The 15,734-nt window shown below is 52.0% G+C and carries 15 protein-coding genes and 1 tRNA gene; 4 read left to right on the top strand and 12 right to left on the bottom strand.

Going from position 1 to position 15,734, the window contains the following annotated elements; genetic code table 11:
- Nucleotides 1-46: 46 nt before the first annotated feature.
- Both ACTJI9_RS01730 and ACTJI9_RS01725 read right to left on the bottom strand, forming a co-directional pair.
- Nucleotides 47-123, bottom strand: a tRNA-Ile gene (locus ACTJI9_RS01730).
- Nucleotides 124-221: 98 nt separating this feature from the next.
- Nucleotides 222-1,277, bottom strand: coding sequence for a sugar-binding transcriptional regulator (locus ACTJI9_RS01725; protein ID WP_440805622.1), 1,056 nt, complete (start codon nucleotides 1,275-1,277; stop codon nucleotides 222-224).
- A 132-nt stretch (nucleotides 1,278-1,409) separates the two neighbouring features.
- On the opposite strand from ACTJI9_RS01725, the gene ACTJI9_RS01720 reads away from it, so the two are divergent.
- Nucleotides 1,410-2,150 carry a hypothetical protein gene (locus ACTJI9_RS01720; protein WP_354344221.1) on the top strand — a complete coding sequence of 247 codons (741 nt, stop codon included), beginning with the start codon at nucleotides 1,410-1,412 and terminating at the stop codon, nucleotides 2,148-2,150.
- Nucleotide 2,151: 1 nt separating this feature from the next.
- Here ACTJI9_RS01720 and ptsP read toward each other — a convergent pair whose 3' ends face one another.
- From ptsP to ACTJI9_RS01695, 5 genes are read right to left on the bottom strand one after another with little or no spacing between them, the layout of a single operon-like run.
- Nucleotides 2,152-4,101 (bottom strand): phosphoenolpyruvate--protein phosphotransferase, encoded by a 1,950-nt coding sequence (ptsP, locus tag ACTJI9_RS01715; RefSeq protein ID WP_440805620.1) that lies wholly within the window; start codon nucleotides 4,099-4,101, stop codon nucleotides 2,152-2,154.
- Between the two features lie 38 nt (nucleotides 4,102-4,139).
- Entirely contained in the window at nucleotides 4,140-4,517 is a 378-nt protein-coding gene (locus ACTJI9_RS01710) for a PTS glucitol/sorbitol transporter subunit IIA (RefSeq protein ID WP_115052479.1), read from the bottom strand.
- A 29-nt stretch (nucleotides 4,518-4,546) separates the two neighbouring features.
- A complete protein-coding gene (srlE, locus tag ACTJI9_RS01705; protein ID WP_115052478.1) occupies nucleotides 4,547-5,569 on the bottom strand; it encodes a PTS glucitol/sorbitol transporter subunit IIB in 1,023 nt (340 codons plus the stop codon).
- 17 nt (nucleotides 5,570-5,586) lie between these two features.
- A complete protein-coding gene (gene srlA / locus ACTJI9_RS01700) occupies nucleotides 5,587-6,345 on the bottom strand; it encodes a PTS glucitol/sorbitol transporter subunit IIC (protein ID WP_115052477.1) in 759 nt (252 codons plus the stop codon).
- A 42-nt stretch (nucleotides 6,346-6,387) separates the two neighbouring features.
- Entirely contained in the window at nucleotides 6,388-6,822 is a 435-nt protein-coding gene (locus tag ACTJI9_RS01695; protein WP_115052476.1) for a transcriptional regulator GutM, read from the bottom strand.
- A 197-nt stretch (nucleotides 6,823-7,019) separates the two neighbouring features.
- Between ACTJI9_RS01695 and ACTJI9_RS01690 the strand changes: the two genes are divergently transcribed.
- Nucleotides 7,020-7,658, top strand: a complete 639-nt coding sequence (locus ACTJI9_RS01690; protein ID WP_115052475.1) for a hypothetical protein — start codon at nucleotides 7,020-7,022, stop codon at nucleotides 7,656-7,658.
- On the opposite strand, the gene ACTJI9_RS01685 is transcribed toward ACTJI9_RS01690, so the two are convergent.
- The 4 genes from ACTJI9_RS01685 to ACTJI9_RS01670 all read right to left on the bottom strand — a co-directional run bounded on the left by ACTJI9_RS01685 (nucleotide 7,639) and on the right by ACTJI9_RS01670 (nucleotide 11,469).
- Entirely contained in the window at nucleotides 7,639-8,955 is a 1,317-nt protein-coding gene (locus ACTJI9_RS01685; protein ID WP_440805617.1) for an acetoin dehydrogenase dihydrolipoyllysine-residue acetyltransferase subunit, read from the bottom strand. The genes ACTJI9_RS01690 and ACTJI9_RS01685 overlap by 20 nt on opposite strands.
- A 3-nt stretch (nucleotides 8,956-8,958) precedes the next feature.
- Complete coding sequence (locus ACTJI9_RS01680) at nucleotides 8,959-9,957, bottom strand: alpha-ketoacid dehydrogenase subunit beta (RefSeq protein WP_337354487.1); 999 nt, start codon at nucleotides 9,955-9,957, stop codon at nucleotides 8,959-8,961.
- Nucleotides 9,958-9,961: 4 nt separating this feature from the next.
- The gene (locus ACTJI9_RS01675) at nucleotides 9,962-10,993 is read right to left on the bottom strand and encodes a thiamine pyrophosphate-dependent dehydrogenase E1 component subunit alpha (protein WP_440805614.1); all 1,032 of its coding nucleotides are present in this window, start codon (nucleotides 10,991-10,993) and stop codon (nucleotides 9,962-9,964) included.
- Between the two features lie 182 nt (nucleotides 10,994-11,175).
- Nucleotides 11,176-11,469 (bottom strand): hypothetical protein, encoded by a 294-nt coding sequence (locus ACTJI9_RS01670; protein ID WP_440805612.1) that lies wholly within the window; start codon nucleotides 11,467-11,469, stop codon nucleotides 11,176-11,178.
- 141 nt (nucleotides 11,470-11,610) lie between these two features.
- Here ACTJI9_RS01670 and ACTJI9_RS01665 point away from each other — a divergent pair, with 141 nt between their 5' ends.
- On the top strand, nucleotides 11,611-12,339 hold the full coding sequence (locus ACTJI9_RS01665) for an SIMPL domain-containing protein (RefSeq protein ID WP_440805609.1): 729 nt from the start codon (nucleotides 11,611-11,613) through the stop codon (nucleotides 12,337-12,339).
- A 487-nt stretch (nucleotides 12,340-12,826) separates the two neighbouring features.
- On the opposite strand, the gene ACTJI9_RS01660 is transcribed toward ACTJI9_RS01665, so the two are convergent.
- Nucleotides 12,827-13,279 carry a YcgN family cysteine cluster protein gene (locus ACTJI9_RS01660; RefSeq protein WP_307286183.1) on the bottom strand — a complete coding sequence of 151 codons (453 nt, stop codon included), beginning with the start codon at nucleotides 13,277-13,279 and terminating at the stop codon, nucleotides 12,827-12,829.
- A gap of 247 nt (nucleotides 13,280-13,526) precedes the next feature.
- Here ACTJI9_RS01660 and ACTJI9_RS01655 point away from each other — a divergent pair, with 247 nt between their 5' ends.
- Nucleotides 13,527-15,647, top strand: a complete 2,121-nt coding sequence (locus ACTJI9_RS01655) for an OmpA family protein (RefSeq protein ID WP_440805607.1) — start codon at nucleotides 13,527-13,529, stop codon at nucleotides 15,645-15,647.
- The last annotated feature ends 87 nt before the right edge of the window (nucleotides 15,648-15,734 follow it).

Below are 15,734 nucleotides of genomic sequence, written 5' to 3'. Positions count from 1 at the left end.
TAATCCAAAGCGCTATTCCATGGAAATCACTTGTCTAATGGAAAAATGGTGGGCCCGGGAGGACTTGAACCCCCAACCAAGCGGTTATGAGCCGCCGGCTCTAACCAATTGAGCTACAGGCCCCACCTGAGGCAGCGTTGCAAGACACGCAAGCCGTGCGGGGATCAATAACGGGAAAAATCCTGAATGCAATCCCCGACTTGCCAAACAGTCCAATTACCTCAACTTTTTCTAACAGAAATTTCGGTTCGCGCCGTTTCGCCATCGGCCAGCGCAAGCAATTGTCGGGCGCTTTCTTCATCGGTGATAAATACAGTTGGCCGAATGAGCTTCATAGCTCCATGAAGCGCATTGATCTTTTCCCGCCCGCCCGATGTAAGCACGCGCACTGGCACCCTTTGTATGGTGTCGATGCCGACAGACATGACGAGATCATGAACCGGGTGATCGACCAGATTTCCCTGCCTATCATAAAAATGGAATAACAGATCGCCAACCGCGCCTCTTTCAGCCAGTGAGGCTTGATGCCCCTCATTGAGAAACCCGATACGATAAGGTGTGCTTGATGCAGTTTCGATGGCGCCAACGCTGAGCAGCACCATATCCAGGTCTTCCGCCATTTCGAACACGCTTTTCAATCCGCATCGCTCAATGAGCGCGGTTCGGGTTTCAATGCTGTCCACCATTGCCGGAGCGGGGATAAGATAGCCTTCGCCCTGAAAAAGCTGGGCGAATTGCCATGCAAATTCCGCCGGATTGAATCGGCGCGGTTGGCTGATTCCACCCAAAAGCGAGATCACGGTGAAGTCTTCCAGCGCTCGCGCTTCAATGAATGAGAGCGTGCTGAGCAATGTGCGGCCCCAGCCCACCCCCACGCGCATGCCATTACTGACAACATCGGATAGATATGCGCCAGTTGCAGCGCTGATGGCAGGTATCGGATCGCTTACCGCTTGGGACAAGGGTGCGATAATCACCTTCTCCAAGCCGAATTGCTGCTCTACTTCGCGCTCCAACGCGATGAGATCAGAAAGATAACCCTGGATACCGATTTTGACCTCATTGCGCGCCCTCGCCTCTGCCAGCATGCGCACAATTGTCACGCGTCCAACCCCGAGGACCTCGGCAATCTCGTTCTGCGTCATCTGTTCTATGTAATACATCCATGCAGCACGCATGCGCATCCGGCTGATTTTTGTATCAGGCTGGCCCACATCGAGCGCTGCTTTTTTCGGGCTGCCGGCAGCACTATTCGGTCGCTTGCGTCGATCGGTCAATCATCTCCCCCCTATACCTGCAGGCAAATCACCTGCGTGGTCATTATTATACAACTCCACCAGAATGTTATTTAGCAAGCCACGAAAAAAAGATACAAAGTCTTATCCACTTTCCTGCGCGGGATTGCCAATATGCTACGGGACATTCAAAACGATTTCGTCGTCAATCTTAAAGACAGGCTCCGAGATGTTCGCCATCTCATAAGAGCCAGCCGGCAAGATGTGAAATTGACGCCTCAAGAACTCCCGGAATTCATGCTCGATAAGGTCGCGCGCGTTTTGGATAAAGCGTTCACATCAGCAGAAACAGTGTCAATTTCGTTAATTTCACACGATCCGACTGCTCATTCGGGCGCTCCGGAGGCGCGTAGCTTGGCCGCCTACTTCTTTGAGAATGGCGACGCTGGCGAAGCATTGTTCTGCCGCGACGCTTATTACCTGACAAAATATCTTTTGAAGGCACTCCATGAATCCAATGCGCTCGTTCATGAAGCGGGCTTCGCATCCGTCCATGCCACCATGATTCGCCGGCATGCCACCTTGCTTTCCGCAACAAAAAGCGATGATCCGAAGGCGATTGCAAATGCATGCGCCGCATTGGCTATTGAACTGCACGCGCGCTACCGGAGCACCGCTCTGTTCACCCAGCAGGCGACGGATCAAACGAGATCACTTTTGTGCTTCTCTGCACTCGCTCTAGCTATAGGTCTGGCAACATATTCAAATCATCAACCCGACGGGGAGAAGTTGGTAGAAACAACCTTATTGGCCTTACAGGCTCGCCCCGAAAAACTCGAACAGGCTATAATGGCACGGGATAAGCTTCACGCATTATCCGACCTGTTCGCGTTTCTGATACCACACCTGCCTTAAGCTAACCAAAGTCCTGTATGCATTTTTTAGCCCTTTGTATCGACGCAGGACTCATACTCAGCTCGGTTAGGCCCATTTTAATGAAAGTCGGGATGAGATCAGGACGGCCTGCTGCTTCACCGCACATTCCGACCATTATGCCCGCCTGAACACCGGCGGTGGTTGTCATCTCAATTGCGGTCATGACAGCCGGATGGGTTACATCATTCAACTTGGCAACCGTGGGATTGAGACGGTCAGCAGCCATGATATATTGGGTCAGATCATTCGTCCCTATAGAGAAAAATGCCACTTCGCGTGCCAATGCCGGAGCGATCAATACGGCGGCTGGCGTCTCGATCATCACTCCCAAATCAAACAATGCATATTCCTGGCCCTCAGCTTTCAGTTCAGCGATGCACTCATCAATCAGCGCTCGCGTGGCATGCACCTCATCGATGCTTGAGACCATTGGCAACATGACTTTGATATTTCCCTTCGCGGAAGCCCGCAAAAGCGCACGCAGCTGGGGTTTAAACACATCGGGCCGATCAAGACACATGCGAATTCCGCGCCATCCTAAAAATGGATTATCCTCGTCAGGAAAATCAATGCCCGAAACGGCCTTGTCTCCGCCAATATCAAGTGTGCGGACAATAACCGGATAAGGTGCAAAAGCAGTGGCTAACGCTGCATAGGTTTCTGTCTGAAAATCTTCTGATGGCAGATGCATGTGCCGCATAAACAAAAGCTCGGTCCGGAAAAGCCCGACACCCATTGCACCGGCTTCCTGCGCTGCTTCAATTTCCTCAAGCGAGCCTATATTAGCCGCAATTTCGATAATCGTTCCATCTGCGCGTTTGGGAATGAAGTCTTTGAAGACGCTCAGCGCATGTTTCTCGGCTGTAGCTTCTGCGATTTTTCTTTGAAACCTTGCGACAATCTCCTGATCCGGATCTTCAAACACTTCGCCGCTATTACCATCGATTGCAACGGTGCCAATATTGCTTAGTCGTTGCACATCCGATCCAAGTCCGAGCACCGCAGGAACACCGTGAGCGCGCGCAATAATGGCCACATGCGAAGTAGCCCCTCCGCGGCCGCATACAATACCTGCAATGCGCTTCAAGGGCGCACGCGCCAAATCCCAGGCCCCTATATCTTCGGCTATCAGGATTGATCCCTCTGGAATTGCGTCCAAATTGACATCGTTTTGGCCAAGCAGAGCCAGGCATATCTGGCGGCCGACAGCGTTCATGTCGTCAGCGCGCGCGTTCAAATAGGGATCATCGATAGCAGCAAAATCTGAGGCTATTCTGGATGTCGTGCCAATCACGGCCGATATTGCATCCATTCCACTTTCAACAAGTGTTGTGGCACCGTCGACGAGATCTTGGTCACAAGCAATATCTTTTAGCGCCGCAATGATCCCTCTATCGCTTGCGGCAAGATTATCAATTTCAAGCGATGCATTCATGCGATCCTGCACTGTTGCAAAAGCCTGGTTCAACCGGGCGAGTTCGGCTGGTATGGCGTCTTTCGTGATTGTCCGGTTTTCCTGATCAATTACGGCCGGAAAAAAACCAAAGGCCTTCCCGATTGCCAAGCCTTCACTTGCCGCAACACCGCGCAGATGGCTGTGCGACACGGTGTTGTTTGCAACCGGCGCGACCTCAACCGATTTGATTTTTTCGGCTGTATTGATTTCAAATGTGCCTGAGTGTGGATTTTCGAGAAAGCCGATAAGCGCCTCAATGGCCTCGGCCGCATCTGCTCCAGTAGCACGAACAGTTATCTCGTCATTTTCCTTGACGCCAAGCAGCATCAACTTCACTGAGCTTTTCGCATTGATCGACTTGTCAGCCTTGATCAATTCGATATCGCATTCGAAACCTTTGGCAAGATTTACAAATCGAGTGGCTGGTCGGGCATGCAATCCATCATGCACCCGGACGATAGTCGAGCGTTCCATTCAATTCTCTCTTCGGTATTCGATGTGTTTTCCGGCAATCAACCGATGGTAATTACGGTTCCCACTTTCAGGGCGGCTACAAGCCTGTCAGCTGATATTTCAGCAGCACAAATTTCCCCAGGTCGCTCCACCTTGCTGGCGCCATTAAAAGTAATAACAACATGGCCAATTTCCTTGACCTTTTGCCATGCATAATCACCCATTCCGGTAATCTTGGCGGAGATATCGCCGATCTGAATGACTGAGCCGACGGGAGGACTGGAATCAGAAGCCTCTGTTTCCGCAAGATGGAGAACGGAGACCTCGGCAAGCTCGGGAGGAGCGCCGTCGGCAAAAAGAATGACGACGCCTCCTTCCGCAAGATCCGCCACTTCAGGCCCGACGGCTGTTATCCGTGTTTTGAATTGGACTGACATAATGGCGAACCTCTATCTCTTCTTCTGGTTTAAAATACGATCAGGCTGACGACCCAAGCGATCAGCACCGATACGGGTCCCATGATCTGGCGGCTGATCAGAACAGCGGGGACACCAATTTCAATGGTCTTTGGCTTGGCTTCACCCAGCGCCAGGCCAACCGGAACGAAGTCACAGCCAACTTGCGTATTATAGGCAAAGAGCGCTGGCAGAGCCATCGCAGGCGATATAGTGCCATTGGCGATCTGTGGACCGATAATTGCAACCCCGATAACCTGCGCGATTACGGCGCCCGGCCCTAATATTGGTGATAGGAACGGCAAACCGCAAATGGCGGAAAGTATCAGCAAGCCAACAATATTATTGGCAAGAGGGCCCATAGGCTGTGCCAGTACATCGCCAATACCGGTATAGAGGATGAAGCCGATGAGCATCGTAACGAACGCCATGAAAGGCAGAACATTACGAACGACCTGATCAATTGTACGGCGACCGGCATTAAAGAAAATGCCAACGACACGGCCCATCACACGACCGACAGCACTGATCAGGCCAATTAGACCGCCCTCGCTGGACTGTCCTGCATCAGAAGCCCCCATCGAAGCGGCAAGCTCTGCCGGCGTCGGAGGTGCTGATCGTGAAGCTGATGCGCCTGCAACCGTGCTAGACTGAGATCCGTCCGCAAGCTCGATATCGGCTTCTTTCACGCCCGATACATAAATGTCCTCGGTTATGAACTGTGCCAAAGGTCCAGCTTGCCCAACCGATGTCAGATTAACCGTCGGAATGCGCTTGCGAGGATAAACGCCGCAACGCGCCGTACCACCGCAATCGACAACAACAACACCCATTTCACCTTCAACGGGCGGGGCCTTGAAGCCGTCAACCGCCTCACCACCGGTAAGCTCGGCAATTCGCCTTGCGACTGGATGAATACCACCTCCGGTAACGGAAACAACTTTGTTCCGCTCCGGTGTCAGCTGGATCACGAGTGGGCCGCCCCATCCGTTCTTGCCGCGAGAGATTTTAACTGGCGTATAAGTTTTTGACATTATCTGTTCCCCCCAGACTAAAGCTCAATGCCCTGACGGCGCGCCATGATGGCCGTTATCCGCTCAGTCAGCATGCCCTTCAGCAAAATGACTACCAGTCCAACAATCGCGTACCAGATCGCGACGTTGATATGATAGCCGGCGGGGACAGCACCTTTTTTCTCAAGCTCCAGAAGCGCCACCAGAATACCACCCCAAACGAAATACTCGCCCGGGTTGATATGCGGGAAAAGCCCAAGAGGTGGATGCACATAAGAAACAGCCGCATCGTAGAATGCTGGCTTATGCTTTTCCTCAAGGAAGGAGCCGAACGTATAGGCCATTGGATTGGTAAGGAAAAACACCGAAAGGAGCGGCAGAATTGTGTAGCGTGTCAGTGCGATACGCCCAGCGCCACGTGCGATACCGTGGACTCGCTCTTCTCCTACTAGTTCCGTCAGAGCATAGAACGCCGTCATCAGCACGACCAGAGTAGGGATGATACCGGTCACGAAACCGGCGAAAACCTCACCACCCTTTTGAAAAATACCGATGAAATATTTACCGATACTTGTCAGCCAGCCAAGTTGCTCTTCTTGCTGTACATTCTGCAGCTTCTGCTTGAATTCTTCGACGGAAATGTCGCCGGTTGACTGTGCAAGAATGACAAGATCATTTCCCGCATGATCGATTGCATGTTTCCCATGCAAGGCCGCATCCGATACCATCGACCCGGCCACCGATATATGGTGGGCGGCGATATCCGCATGCTGTGCCAAAATTGTTAGAATTGACATGTTTCCCTCCTCCTTTTGGTCACCCCCTCGAAGTGACCATCCCTATGCGTTGACAGCCTTTATACCGGTAAGACCCTTACTCTTCGGCTCAGCCTTTGCTCTATCGATCTGAGCTATCGCAACTTCTGTCGCTTTTGCGAGCGCACGATCTTCCTCTGTCGTCATCAATGAACTTGTTCGCAAAGCCTCAATCGACATATTTTCAAATTCGGGGCGTCGCCTGAACTTCGCAAAAACCGAACGGCCACTCATGACCAGAAATCGTTGAATTGCCAGATCTGCATTTGTTACGATCAGTACGATCATGCCCTTGCCAAGGCGACCGCGAACATTGCCGGCTCCAACAAAACCATCATTATACTTCGACGTGATCCCCTTCATGACGTCGGTATAGTGGCGCATCTGGTACCAGACGCCCAGCGATTGCAAAGCCCACAAAAGACCGAGCGCGAGCAACCCCCATTGCCACATGACCATACCAACTCTCCTCCCTGTTTCACCGTACGATGTGTTATGATTAGCCTATAACCTGAAAAACCGTCACGGGTTTTTGAAAAGGGAATGGCGATGATCGAAAATACCGACAGTGAACAGAAAAAATAGAACATTTGTTCTTTAAAGTGTCAATATGTATAATACATAAGTCCAAGCTAAACGCAGGCAGGTGAACAGGAATGAGCTTTATTTTTAAGGATGAACTTGTCCATGTGCCGGACCTGCGGCATCGCTTGCGTCAATTGCGCTGGTTTCGCATGGCTTTTCGCAAAAACGCTGCGCTTATCACCCAGCATTTTGGCTATCACTTTTCGATCGACGATACCAAATTGACACGAGCCTTTCTCAACTGGATTGAAACCGTCGAATTGCAAAAATCATACGCTGATATCGATCGGAAAGACTTCATCATCTTCGCGGCAGGTATCGCACTTAAGGAACTGATTAAAGAGGAGCCTGCAAAGCTCACCGGAAAGACGAGCGAAAATGCCCTGTCACAACCGGAAATGCGCGAAATTGTTGCGTTTTGGCCGGAGGGCTTTCTCTACACAAACTATTGCGTGGGTGCGATTGCCGCCATCTGCCAACAGGAGTTTGGCACAGCACCGGAGACCAGCAAATGCGCCGAGGATTTACGGACTTGGTGGTCTTATCGCGAGAATGTTGCTGAAATACCCGATTACGCGATTGCTTTTCTCGACAAATTCATCGGCATCGAGCCCAATTGGATCACACCAAATCTCGCATCTGCACGGAGCGCCATCCGGCGCGCCACGCTCGGTAAAAGGACTGCCAATCTTATTTTACCGACTGGCTGACGTCCTTCAATATCCGCATAACAGCCTCACGGCGTTCCAGTTGCGGCATATGACCGGTTTGACCAAACATATGCAAAGCGATCTCGCCCGGTAGGCCAGCGCCATGGCTTGCCGGAATGATACGATCAGCAGCACCGAAAATAATGCGGACCGGAATAGAGAGACGATTCAAGGTCAGCCTTATGTCGAAAACCTGAGTGCCGTCGGCAAAAAAGCGGTCACTGATCAGCCTTTGCGCTTCACGCAGATCATGGTTCTCTGCCTGTTGCAAAGTTGCAGCAACAAAGGGCTTGGTTAGAAGGCTCTCATCTTCAACCAGTTGCTTCATCCACGCAGTCAAGCTGGCTTCAGTCCGGGCGCGTACGAAACCGGCAAGGAATGAACCATTGATCTCCGGGCCTAATCCAGCTGGCGCTATCAAGACCAAAGCTTGAACGTCCAAATTTCCGCGACCAGAAATCAGAGCAGCAATAGCTCCACCGAACGAATGCCCAACGAGTATGAGTGGTCCGGAATGTTGCGCGGCAATGGTCTGCTCAACCATTTCGGCAATCGCTTCAAGTTCGCCGGGAATAGAGCATGTGGACCCGCCATGACCAGGCAGATCGACGGCGAAAATTGCGTTATCAATACTCCCACCGCCGAGCATCGGTCGCCAGCTATTCATATCTGCGCCAAAGCCATGAAGTAGCACAACCGGCGCAAGCGACTTGTCTTTGCCCTCCCGCAACCAAGCGGCCTTGAGCATATCTCCATTGCTGGCTTGTGTCTTGGTGGCTTTAGGCATGGCAGCAGCCTTGACGCAGGTTTTCAGTTCAACGTCTTTCTTTTGCACTCGGCCTTTTGGTCCGGAACCGGCGATTGAGGCCAGATCGACACCTGCTTCGCGCGCAATGCGCCTGGCCAGAGGAGTTGCGCGGATACCGTCGTTTTCATGTGAGGCAGAGGCCACGTCCGTAAGTTTCGCCAGAACAACTTGCGACACTACCTCTGACTGCTGCGGCAACGTAGCTTGCACTTCCGTCTCTACAGGAGCAATGGCCGTGTCGTAGCTTTCATCTTCAGCGTATATCCAGCCAACAGCTTGTCCTACGGGAACGATAGATCCCTCCTCTGCCGTCACATTACGCAAAATACCGGATGCCGGCGCGTCAACTTCCATCGCTGCCTTGTCAGTCTCGATTTCAAAAAGCAATTGACCTTTTGTTATCGAGTCTCCCTCCTTCGCATACCATCGCGAAATTTGGCCGCTTTCCATATCCATATCGACCTTTGGCAGGATAACTTCGACTGGCATAACCTATCGCACCCCTTTTACGAGATCGCGCGCGCTCTGGATAATTCCGGGCACTTGAGGAACTGTCGCCCTCTCCAAATCGGGATTATAAGGAATGGGAGTTTCGGCGCCGCCAAGACGAACGATTGGCGCGTCCAAATAGTCAAATGCTTCACTTTCGGCAATCATGGCGCTCACCTCGGCACCTACGCCAAGTGTTTTCACACCCTCATATACGCACATGAGCTTCGACGTTTTCTTTACGCTGGCAATAATGGTGTCCTTGTCCATCGGACGCACAGTTCGTAAATCGACAACTTCAACGTTAATGCCTTCTTTGGCCAGTTCCTGGGCCGCTTCAAGCGCCTTGTGAACCATGATAGCCGACGCAACAATCGTAAGGTCAGTGCCTTCGCGCACAATAGCCGCCTTGCCTATAGGGACAATGTAATGACCCTCGGGAACCGGCCCCTTCATTTTGTAAAGAAGCTTATGTTCGAAGATCATGACAGGATCAGGATCCTCGATTGCAGCAAGAAGCATGCCCTTGGCATCATAGGGCGTCGAGGGTTGGATAACTTTCAATCCGGGGACATGCCCGAACCATGCTTCGAGGCTTTGGCTGTGTTGTGCTGCCGCTCCCGTGCCGGAGCCCGCAGGAAACCGCATGACCAGCGGAACTGATACCGCACCGCCGAGCATATAGCGCATTTTCGCTGCTTGATTGACGATCTGTTCCATCGCCAGAGCGGCAAAATCAGAAAACTGAAACTCGAATATGGGCCGCATACCTGTCAGAGCAGCGCCCACAGCAACACCCGCCCCACCCAGTTCTGAAATGGGTGTGTCCATGACGCGATCTTCGCCGAAACGTTGCACCAGATCACCGGTTACCTGAAAGGCGCCGCCATAGACGCCTATATCCTCCCCCATAAGGAACACCCGGTCATCAGCCTCCATGGCGATGGCCATCGCCTCCTGGATTGCCTGCGAATAGCTCAGTTCGCGCACTACTTCATTCATGTGATCAGTCCGTATATACGTCACGCGTGAGATTATTGAGGTCCGGTGATGGACTGTCCTTGGCAAATTCGATCGCGTCGGCGATCTCCTTTGCTACACTATCGCGAAGGTCAGCGATCTGGGTGTCATCAAGGAAACCAAACTCTTTCAATTGATCCTCAAATAGATGAATGGGGTCACGATTGCTGATCCACTCCTCGATTTCCTCTTTGGTACGATAGCGGTTGCGGTCACTTTTCGAATGTCCGCGATGCCGATAGGTCTTGCATTCGACAAGAGTGGGCCCTTCGCCGCGCCGCGCCCGCTCCACTGCATTGTGAGAGGCCTCGGCAACGTCTGAAAGATTATTACCGTCGACGATTACACCCGGCATGTTGTAGGCGACAGCCCGGTCCGCCACATTGGCGACGGCAGTAGAACGTGCGGTGGAAGTAGACATGCCATAACCATTATTCTCGCAGACGAAAACAACAGGAAGCTTCCATACCGAAGCCATGTTAAGGGCCTCATGAAAGGCACCCTCATTATTTGCACCATCGCCGAAATAGGAAACAATGACCTTACCGTTTTTCTGTTTCTTGGCTGACAGCGCTGCGCCCACGGCGATAGGAATGCCTCCGCCGACAATGCCATTTGCACCAAGATTGCCTTTGGAAACGTCCGCAATATGCATGGAGCCACCACGCCCCTTACAGTAACCGGTTTCTTTGCCAAAGAACTCAGCAAACATTTTTGCAACGTCCGCACCCTTGGCAATGCAATGACCATGACCACGATGTGTAGAGGTGATCATGTCATTTTCGGCAAGCGGCATGGATATACCGACGGCACTCGCCTCCTGACCGATTGAAAGGTGCATCGTACCGTGGATCAGCCCGCGTGTGTACGATTCCTCAGCGCCCTCTTCAAAACGGCGTATCAGATACATTTTGCGCAAGGCTTCCTTTAACTGATCTGGCGTGTAGTGCCGAAAGGCGAATGGAAGGTTGCTGCCGTCGTCCTTGAGCTTGGCATTTGACGTTCTGGCGGAAGCCATCCCGGGACTCCTTGACTGATTGTCGAATTACGCTGCTCGCGACCCGAAAGACATGGCAGCACTGCATATCGAGTAATGAACATTTGTATCTTAGTCAATACCTATGTCCAAAACTTGCGATGCTGTAGAAAAAGAAAACGCCCCTTAACGAGGCGTTGTCTTTCCAGCAAAGTTACTGCTGTTTAGTCACCAAACCGGCGACCCTCTCGCTCCGGATCAAATGCGATCTCAGCTTCCTCCTCGTCATCAGGCAGAGCTGCATCGCTTTCCTGATATGGATTATCATCGTCGTCTTCGGATAGATCGCCGGCGTCTTCGGATTCGGTTTGCCGCTCACCCAGTATTGCCAGCTCATCATCGGCCTGCACTTCAGCCACACCAACCTCATCCCAATCCTGGGTTTCGATTGGTATTCTGTCAGGCTTTTCCTGCTTTTCCGGCTGTTTGCCGCTAATTTTCTCTCTTTCGTCAGTCATAATGCACTCCTTTGGTTGTTCAGGAACGTCGAACAACGCTTTTGGATGCATTTTATGCAGTCGGAGATTTTTTGCTTTTTGCCCTAATCCACCCATAATGACCTGCGAGTCAGCAGCTTCACGTCATTTGGGGAGATATCCATGACATCTAAAATCCTGACCCTAGCCCTTGCAACGACTGCGATGATTGCTGTTCCTTTTGCTGCTCTTGCGGATGAAACTCCGCGCCCGCGCATCATCGTAACCGGCGAAGGCGAAGCTGCGATTGCACCTGACACAGCGGTTCTTTCGCTGGTTGTTATGGAGGAGAAACCAACGGCACGAGAAGCGCTGACTGCCAACAATGAATCAATGGCCAAGGTTCTGGACGGAATGAAGCAGGCAGGAATCGCAGATCGCGATCTCCAGACCTCCGGCTTCAACATTGAACCGCGTTATGTTTATCCGGAAAACAAGGACGGCAAACAACAGCCTGAAGCACCAAAAATCGTTGGCTATGCAGTGTCCAATTCGCTTTCTGTGCGCGTCCGCGATTTGAAGAAGGTTGGAGAAATTTTGGACCAATCTGTGTCACTTGGCGTTAATCAGGGTGGCAATCTCGTATTCACCAACGACAAGCCGGATGCGATCCTGGAAGAAGCACGAAAAAAAGCCGTTGCCAGTGCTATTTCAAAAGCGAAAACTCTCAGCACAGCTGCGGGCGTTGAACTTGGCAAAATTGTACAGATTAGCGAGCAATCGCGAAACCCTCGTCCCGTGCCAATGGCGCAAAGCAAGATGATGGCAATGGCTGCAGATTCTGTCCCGGTCGCTGCTGGCGAGAACACCTACAACGTAACTGTGGATGTTACTTTTGAACTAAAGAACTGATCAATCTACACAGCCAGCAATAAAAAGGGTGCTTCAAAGCACCCTTTTTATATTTTATCGCTGATCAGCGGATAATCGGGCATCCTCTGGCTCTCGCAAACACCACTGCGCTGCGATGGCCATATCTCCAGCCCGTTACTCGTAAAACGTTTCTGCGCACTGTTACCGTCGGGTTACGCAGCCCCATACGGCGTGCTTTACTTGCTGCTTGGCCAGCTGTGCAGGCGCGCCGATAACCCGGCCCCCAGTGTCCTGGCCGGTGATTGACATTGATGGTTTCCGAATTCGCAATTCCGAGTGTTTGGACCGAAGGCGTAGCAGACGCGACCCCAAGCCCAAATACGGAAGAGATACCAATCGCGGCACCGAGTGCCAGGATTCTTAATGAAACACGAGCCATTGAACGTTTCTCCCTGTCATTTAGTCCGTCAAACCGGACACACCATAAAGGTCCAACAAGTCCACTTTGTTCCCAGGTTACAAATAGTTAATTGCCGGCAACTCTTACCATATGTTCAAAGTAATCTTCGTCAGATTTCAGATCATGATCGAACGCCGTTACTTGGCCCCGAACAGAGATTCCGGCTTCATGGACAGTCTCGCTGGTACCGGAGACGAGGGGATGCCACCAATAGAGATCCTGGCCCTCATCTATTAACCGATAGCCACAGGTTTCAGGGAGCCAGTCGACAGTCCTGACAATTTCAGGCGTCAGAAACACGCAGTCGGGCACCTTCTTTTTCCGATCAACATAGTCGGAACATTGGCATGTGCCCGCATCAAGCAGCGTGCACGCCACTGTCGTGAAGTAGATTTCTTCCGTATCTTCATCTTCAAGTTTGTGAAGGCAACAACGGCCGCAACCGTCGCAGAGGCTTTCCCATTCAGCGCGATTAAGCTCATCAAGTGTTTTGGTTTTCCAGAATGGTTCGCTAGGCATACCATCAAATACAACGCTGATATGCTCCCGTCCATAGTAGCGACCGGTAGTTGTCCATGAATGCAAGATGAACAGCGCCTTCACACCGCATACAGGCGGGTAGTGGAATGCTGCATCTTTCGAATTCGGTCGCCATGGCCGGAAAAACGATGATCGCGCCACAAAAGGTTGCCATAAAATGGGAACAGGTTGCGGTTAAGAACATTTGACGTGTTTCAAGCTTTTGAAATGCGAGACAGGGATGGACATGAAACGGACAGCACTTTTTTTCGCCTCAACAGCAATTCTCTTTTCGTCGCCGCATGCGATGGCGGAGCAACCCGCTTTGAACAGGCCGTATATTTCATCGAACACCAATGATCCCCAAATGTTGCTCGCTCAAGTTGAAGAGCAACAGCCTGAAGCTGAAACAACTGAAGAGCCTGTCAAGAAAAAGCGCCCGGTTGAGGAACAAGTAGACGATGCCAAGCAGCGCGCGACCGAAGAGTCCGATGCAGCTGCCGAGTCACAAAAGCAGGCCGCAGAGCAGGCAAAAGAGCAAGCCGATCAGGCCGCAAAGGATGCCGAAGCGGAAGCCTCTGCCAAGGCAGAACAAGCCCAACGGGATGCCCAAGCCGAATCTGACAAAGCTGCGGAGAAGCAAAAGGCAATCGAATCGGAGGCTAAACAAAAGGCGGCTGATGAAGCTGCGGCCGTCGAATCTGCACAAAAGAAGGCTGCCAAGGATGCCGAACAGGCTAAGCGCGATGCTCAGGCCGAAGCTGATAAGGCGGCCGAAGAGCAGAAAGCTGTAGGAGAAGCTGCACGCGCGAAGGCGGCAGAAGAATCTGAAGCGGTCAAAGCAACTGAGAAAGAAACTGCCAAGGAAGCGGAAAAGGCTAAGAAAGCTGCTCAACAAGAAACTGACAAGGCAGCAGAAGCTCAAAAATTAGCTGAAGAAGAAGCACGGAAAAAAGCAGACAGTGCTCAGAAAGCTGCCGAGAAACAAACAGATCAGGCCGCCGAAGAAGCCAAGAAGGCTGCAGACAAAGCAGCCAAGGAAACGCCCGCCCAGCAAACCTCATCTGAAGCCGTCGAACAGAAATCTCCTGTTGAAACGACGCCTAGCCAGCCTACGGGCGAAACTCCGGCAGTACCCTCGCAGGAGGCTACGCCTGTAACGCCAGATCAAAATGCAAAGCCTGCCGATGGAACTACCGAAGCTCCTTCGGGACAGGCAGCTAAACCGGAACAACAGGAAGCATCACCGCTTCCAGAAAATGCCGCACCTGTGCTCGATAGCGATAAGCCTCGGAAGGGCGGTCGCGGAGAAAAGGGCAGCAAACAGGGCCAAGTGACAGGCGAAGCTTCACAGGAGCAGCCAGCCAGCCAAACACCGGAAACTGCTCCCGTCGCGCCGCCAAAAACTGACGCAGATGTTCAGCAAGAACTTGCTCCGGTCAAGATCGAGCCAGTACGAACAGAAAAAGGCGTACGCACCAAGGAACCTAGACGGGATGAACGTCCCGATGACGTACAGGTTATCAAGCAGTTTGATAATCGCACGATTGTCGAAGTGAATAATAATATCTTCGTTGAAAGTTCGGATCGCCCCCGCATGTCTCGGGACGCACAGGATGTGTATTACGAAGACTTGCCGCGCAATCGCACGCGAGAAACCATTATTCGTGAAAATGGCGTCCAAATCATAACGGTTCGCAATCGGTATGGAGATGTGATCCAACGCTCACGGCTGATGCCTGACGGGCGTGAGGTGGTTCTTAGCTACGCGCCCGACTATGATCGCGAAGAACGCCTCGTGTGGCGCGATCCGGGTGACGATCTGCCACCCCTGCGTCTCACGATCCCTGTACGCGAATACATTATGGACGCGGAAGAAGTGCCCGAGGAAGAAGTCTACGAATTCTTCACTCAGCCTCCGGTCGAACGTGTCGAGCGTCTCTATTCCATAGACGAGGTAAAGCGCTCTGCACGTATCCGCGACAAAGTACGCCGTGTTGATCTCGACACCATCACCTTTCCTTTCGGTTCTGCCGAAATCGGTGAAGATCAGATCGCGCGCATTGAAAGCGTCGCGAAGGCCATGGCCCAGATATTGAAGAAGAATCCTGCAGAGACATTCCTCATCGAAGGCCATACGGATGCCGTGGGTTCGGATCAGGCCAATCTCGTTCTGTCGGATAAACGGGCTGAATCAGTCGCACAGGCATTGACCAATGTCTTCGATATTCCGCCAGAGAACATGGCCACACAAGGTTATGGCGAGAACTATCTGAAGATTAAATCAGAGGGTCCTGAGCAACAGAATCGCCGTGTTGCAATCCGCAGGATCACGCCGTTGGTTGCCCCGATGGCAAGCAATAATTAATCCCTTTCGAAACAATCGGACCCGGGCAAAAGCCCGGGTTTTTTGCGTTTGCGCCTTGAGTTCACGCAGATGCTCGTTATTTGTTGT

Origin of the sequence: Phyllobacterium sp. 22552 (genome assembly GCF_052044585.1) — a bacterium.
GTDB lineage: Bacteria > Pseudomonadota > Alphaproteobacteria > Rhizobiales > Rhizobiaceae > Phyllobacterium > Phyllobacterium ifriqiyense.
Note: the sequence above shows the minus strand (reverse complement) of the source record. Positions and strands in the feature narration are given on the sequence as shown.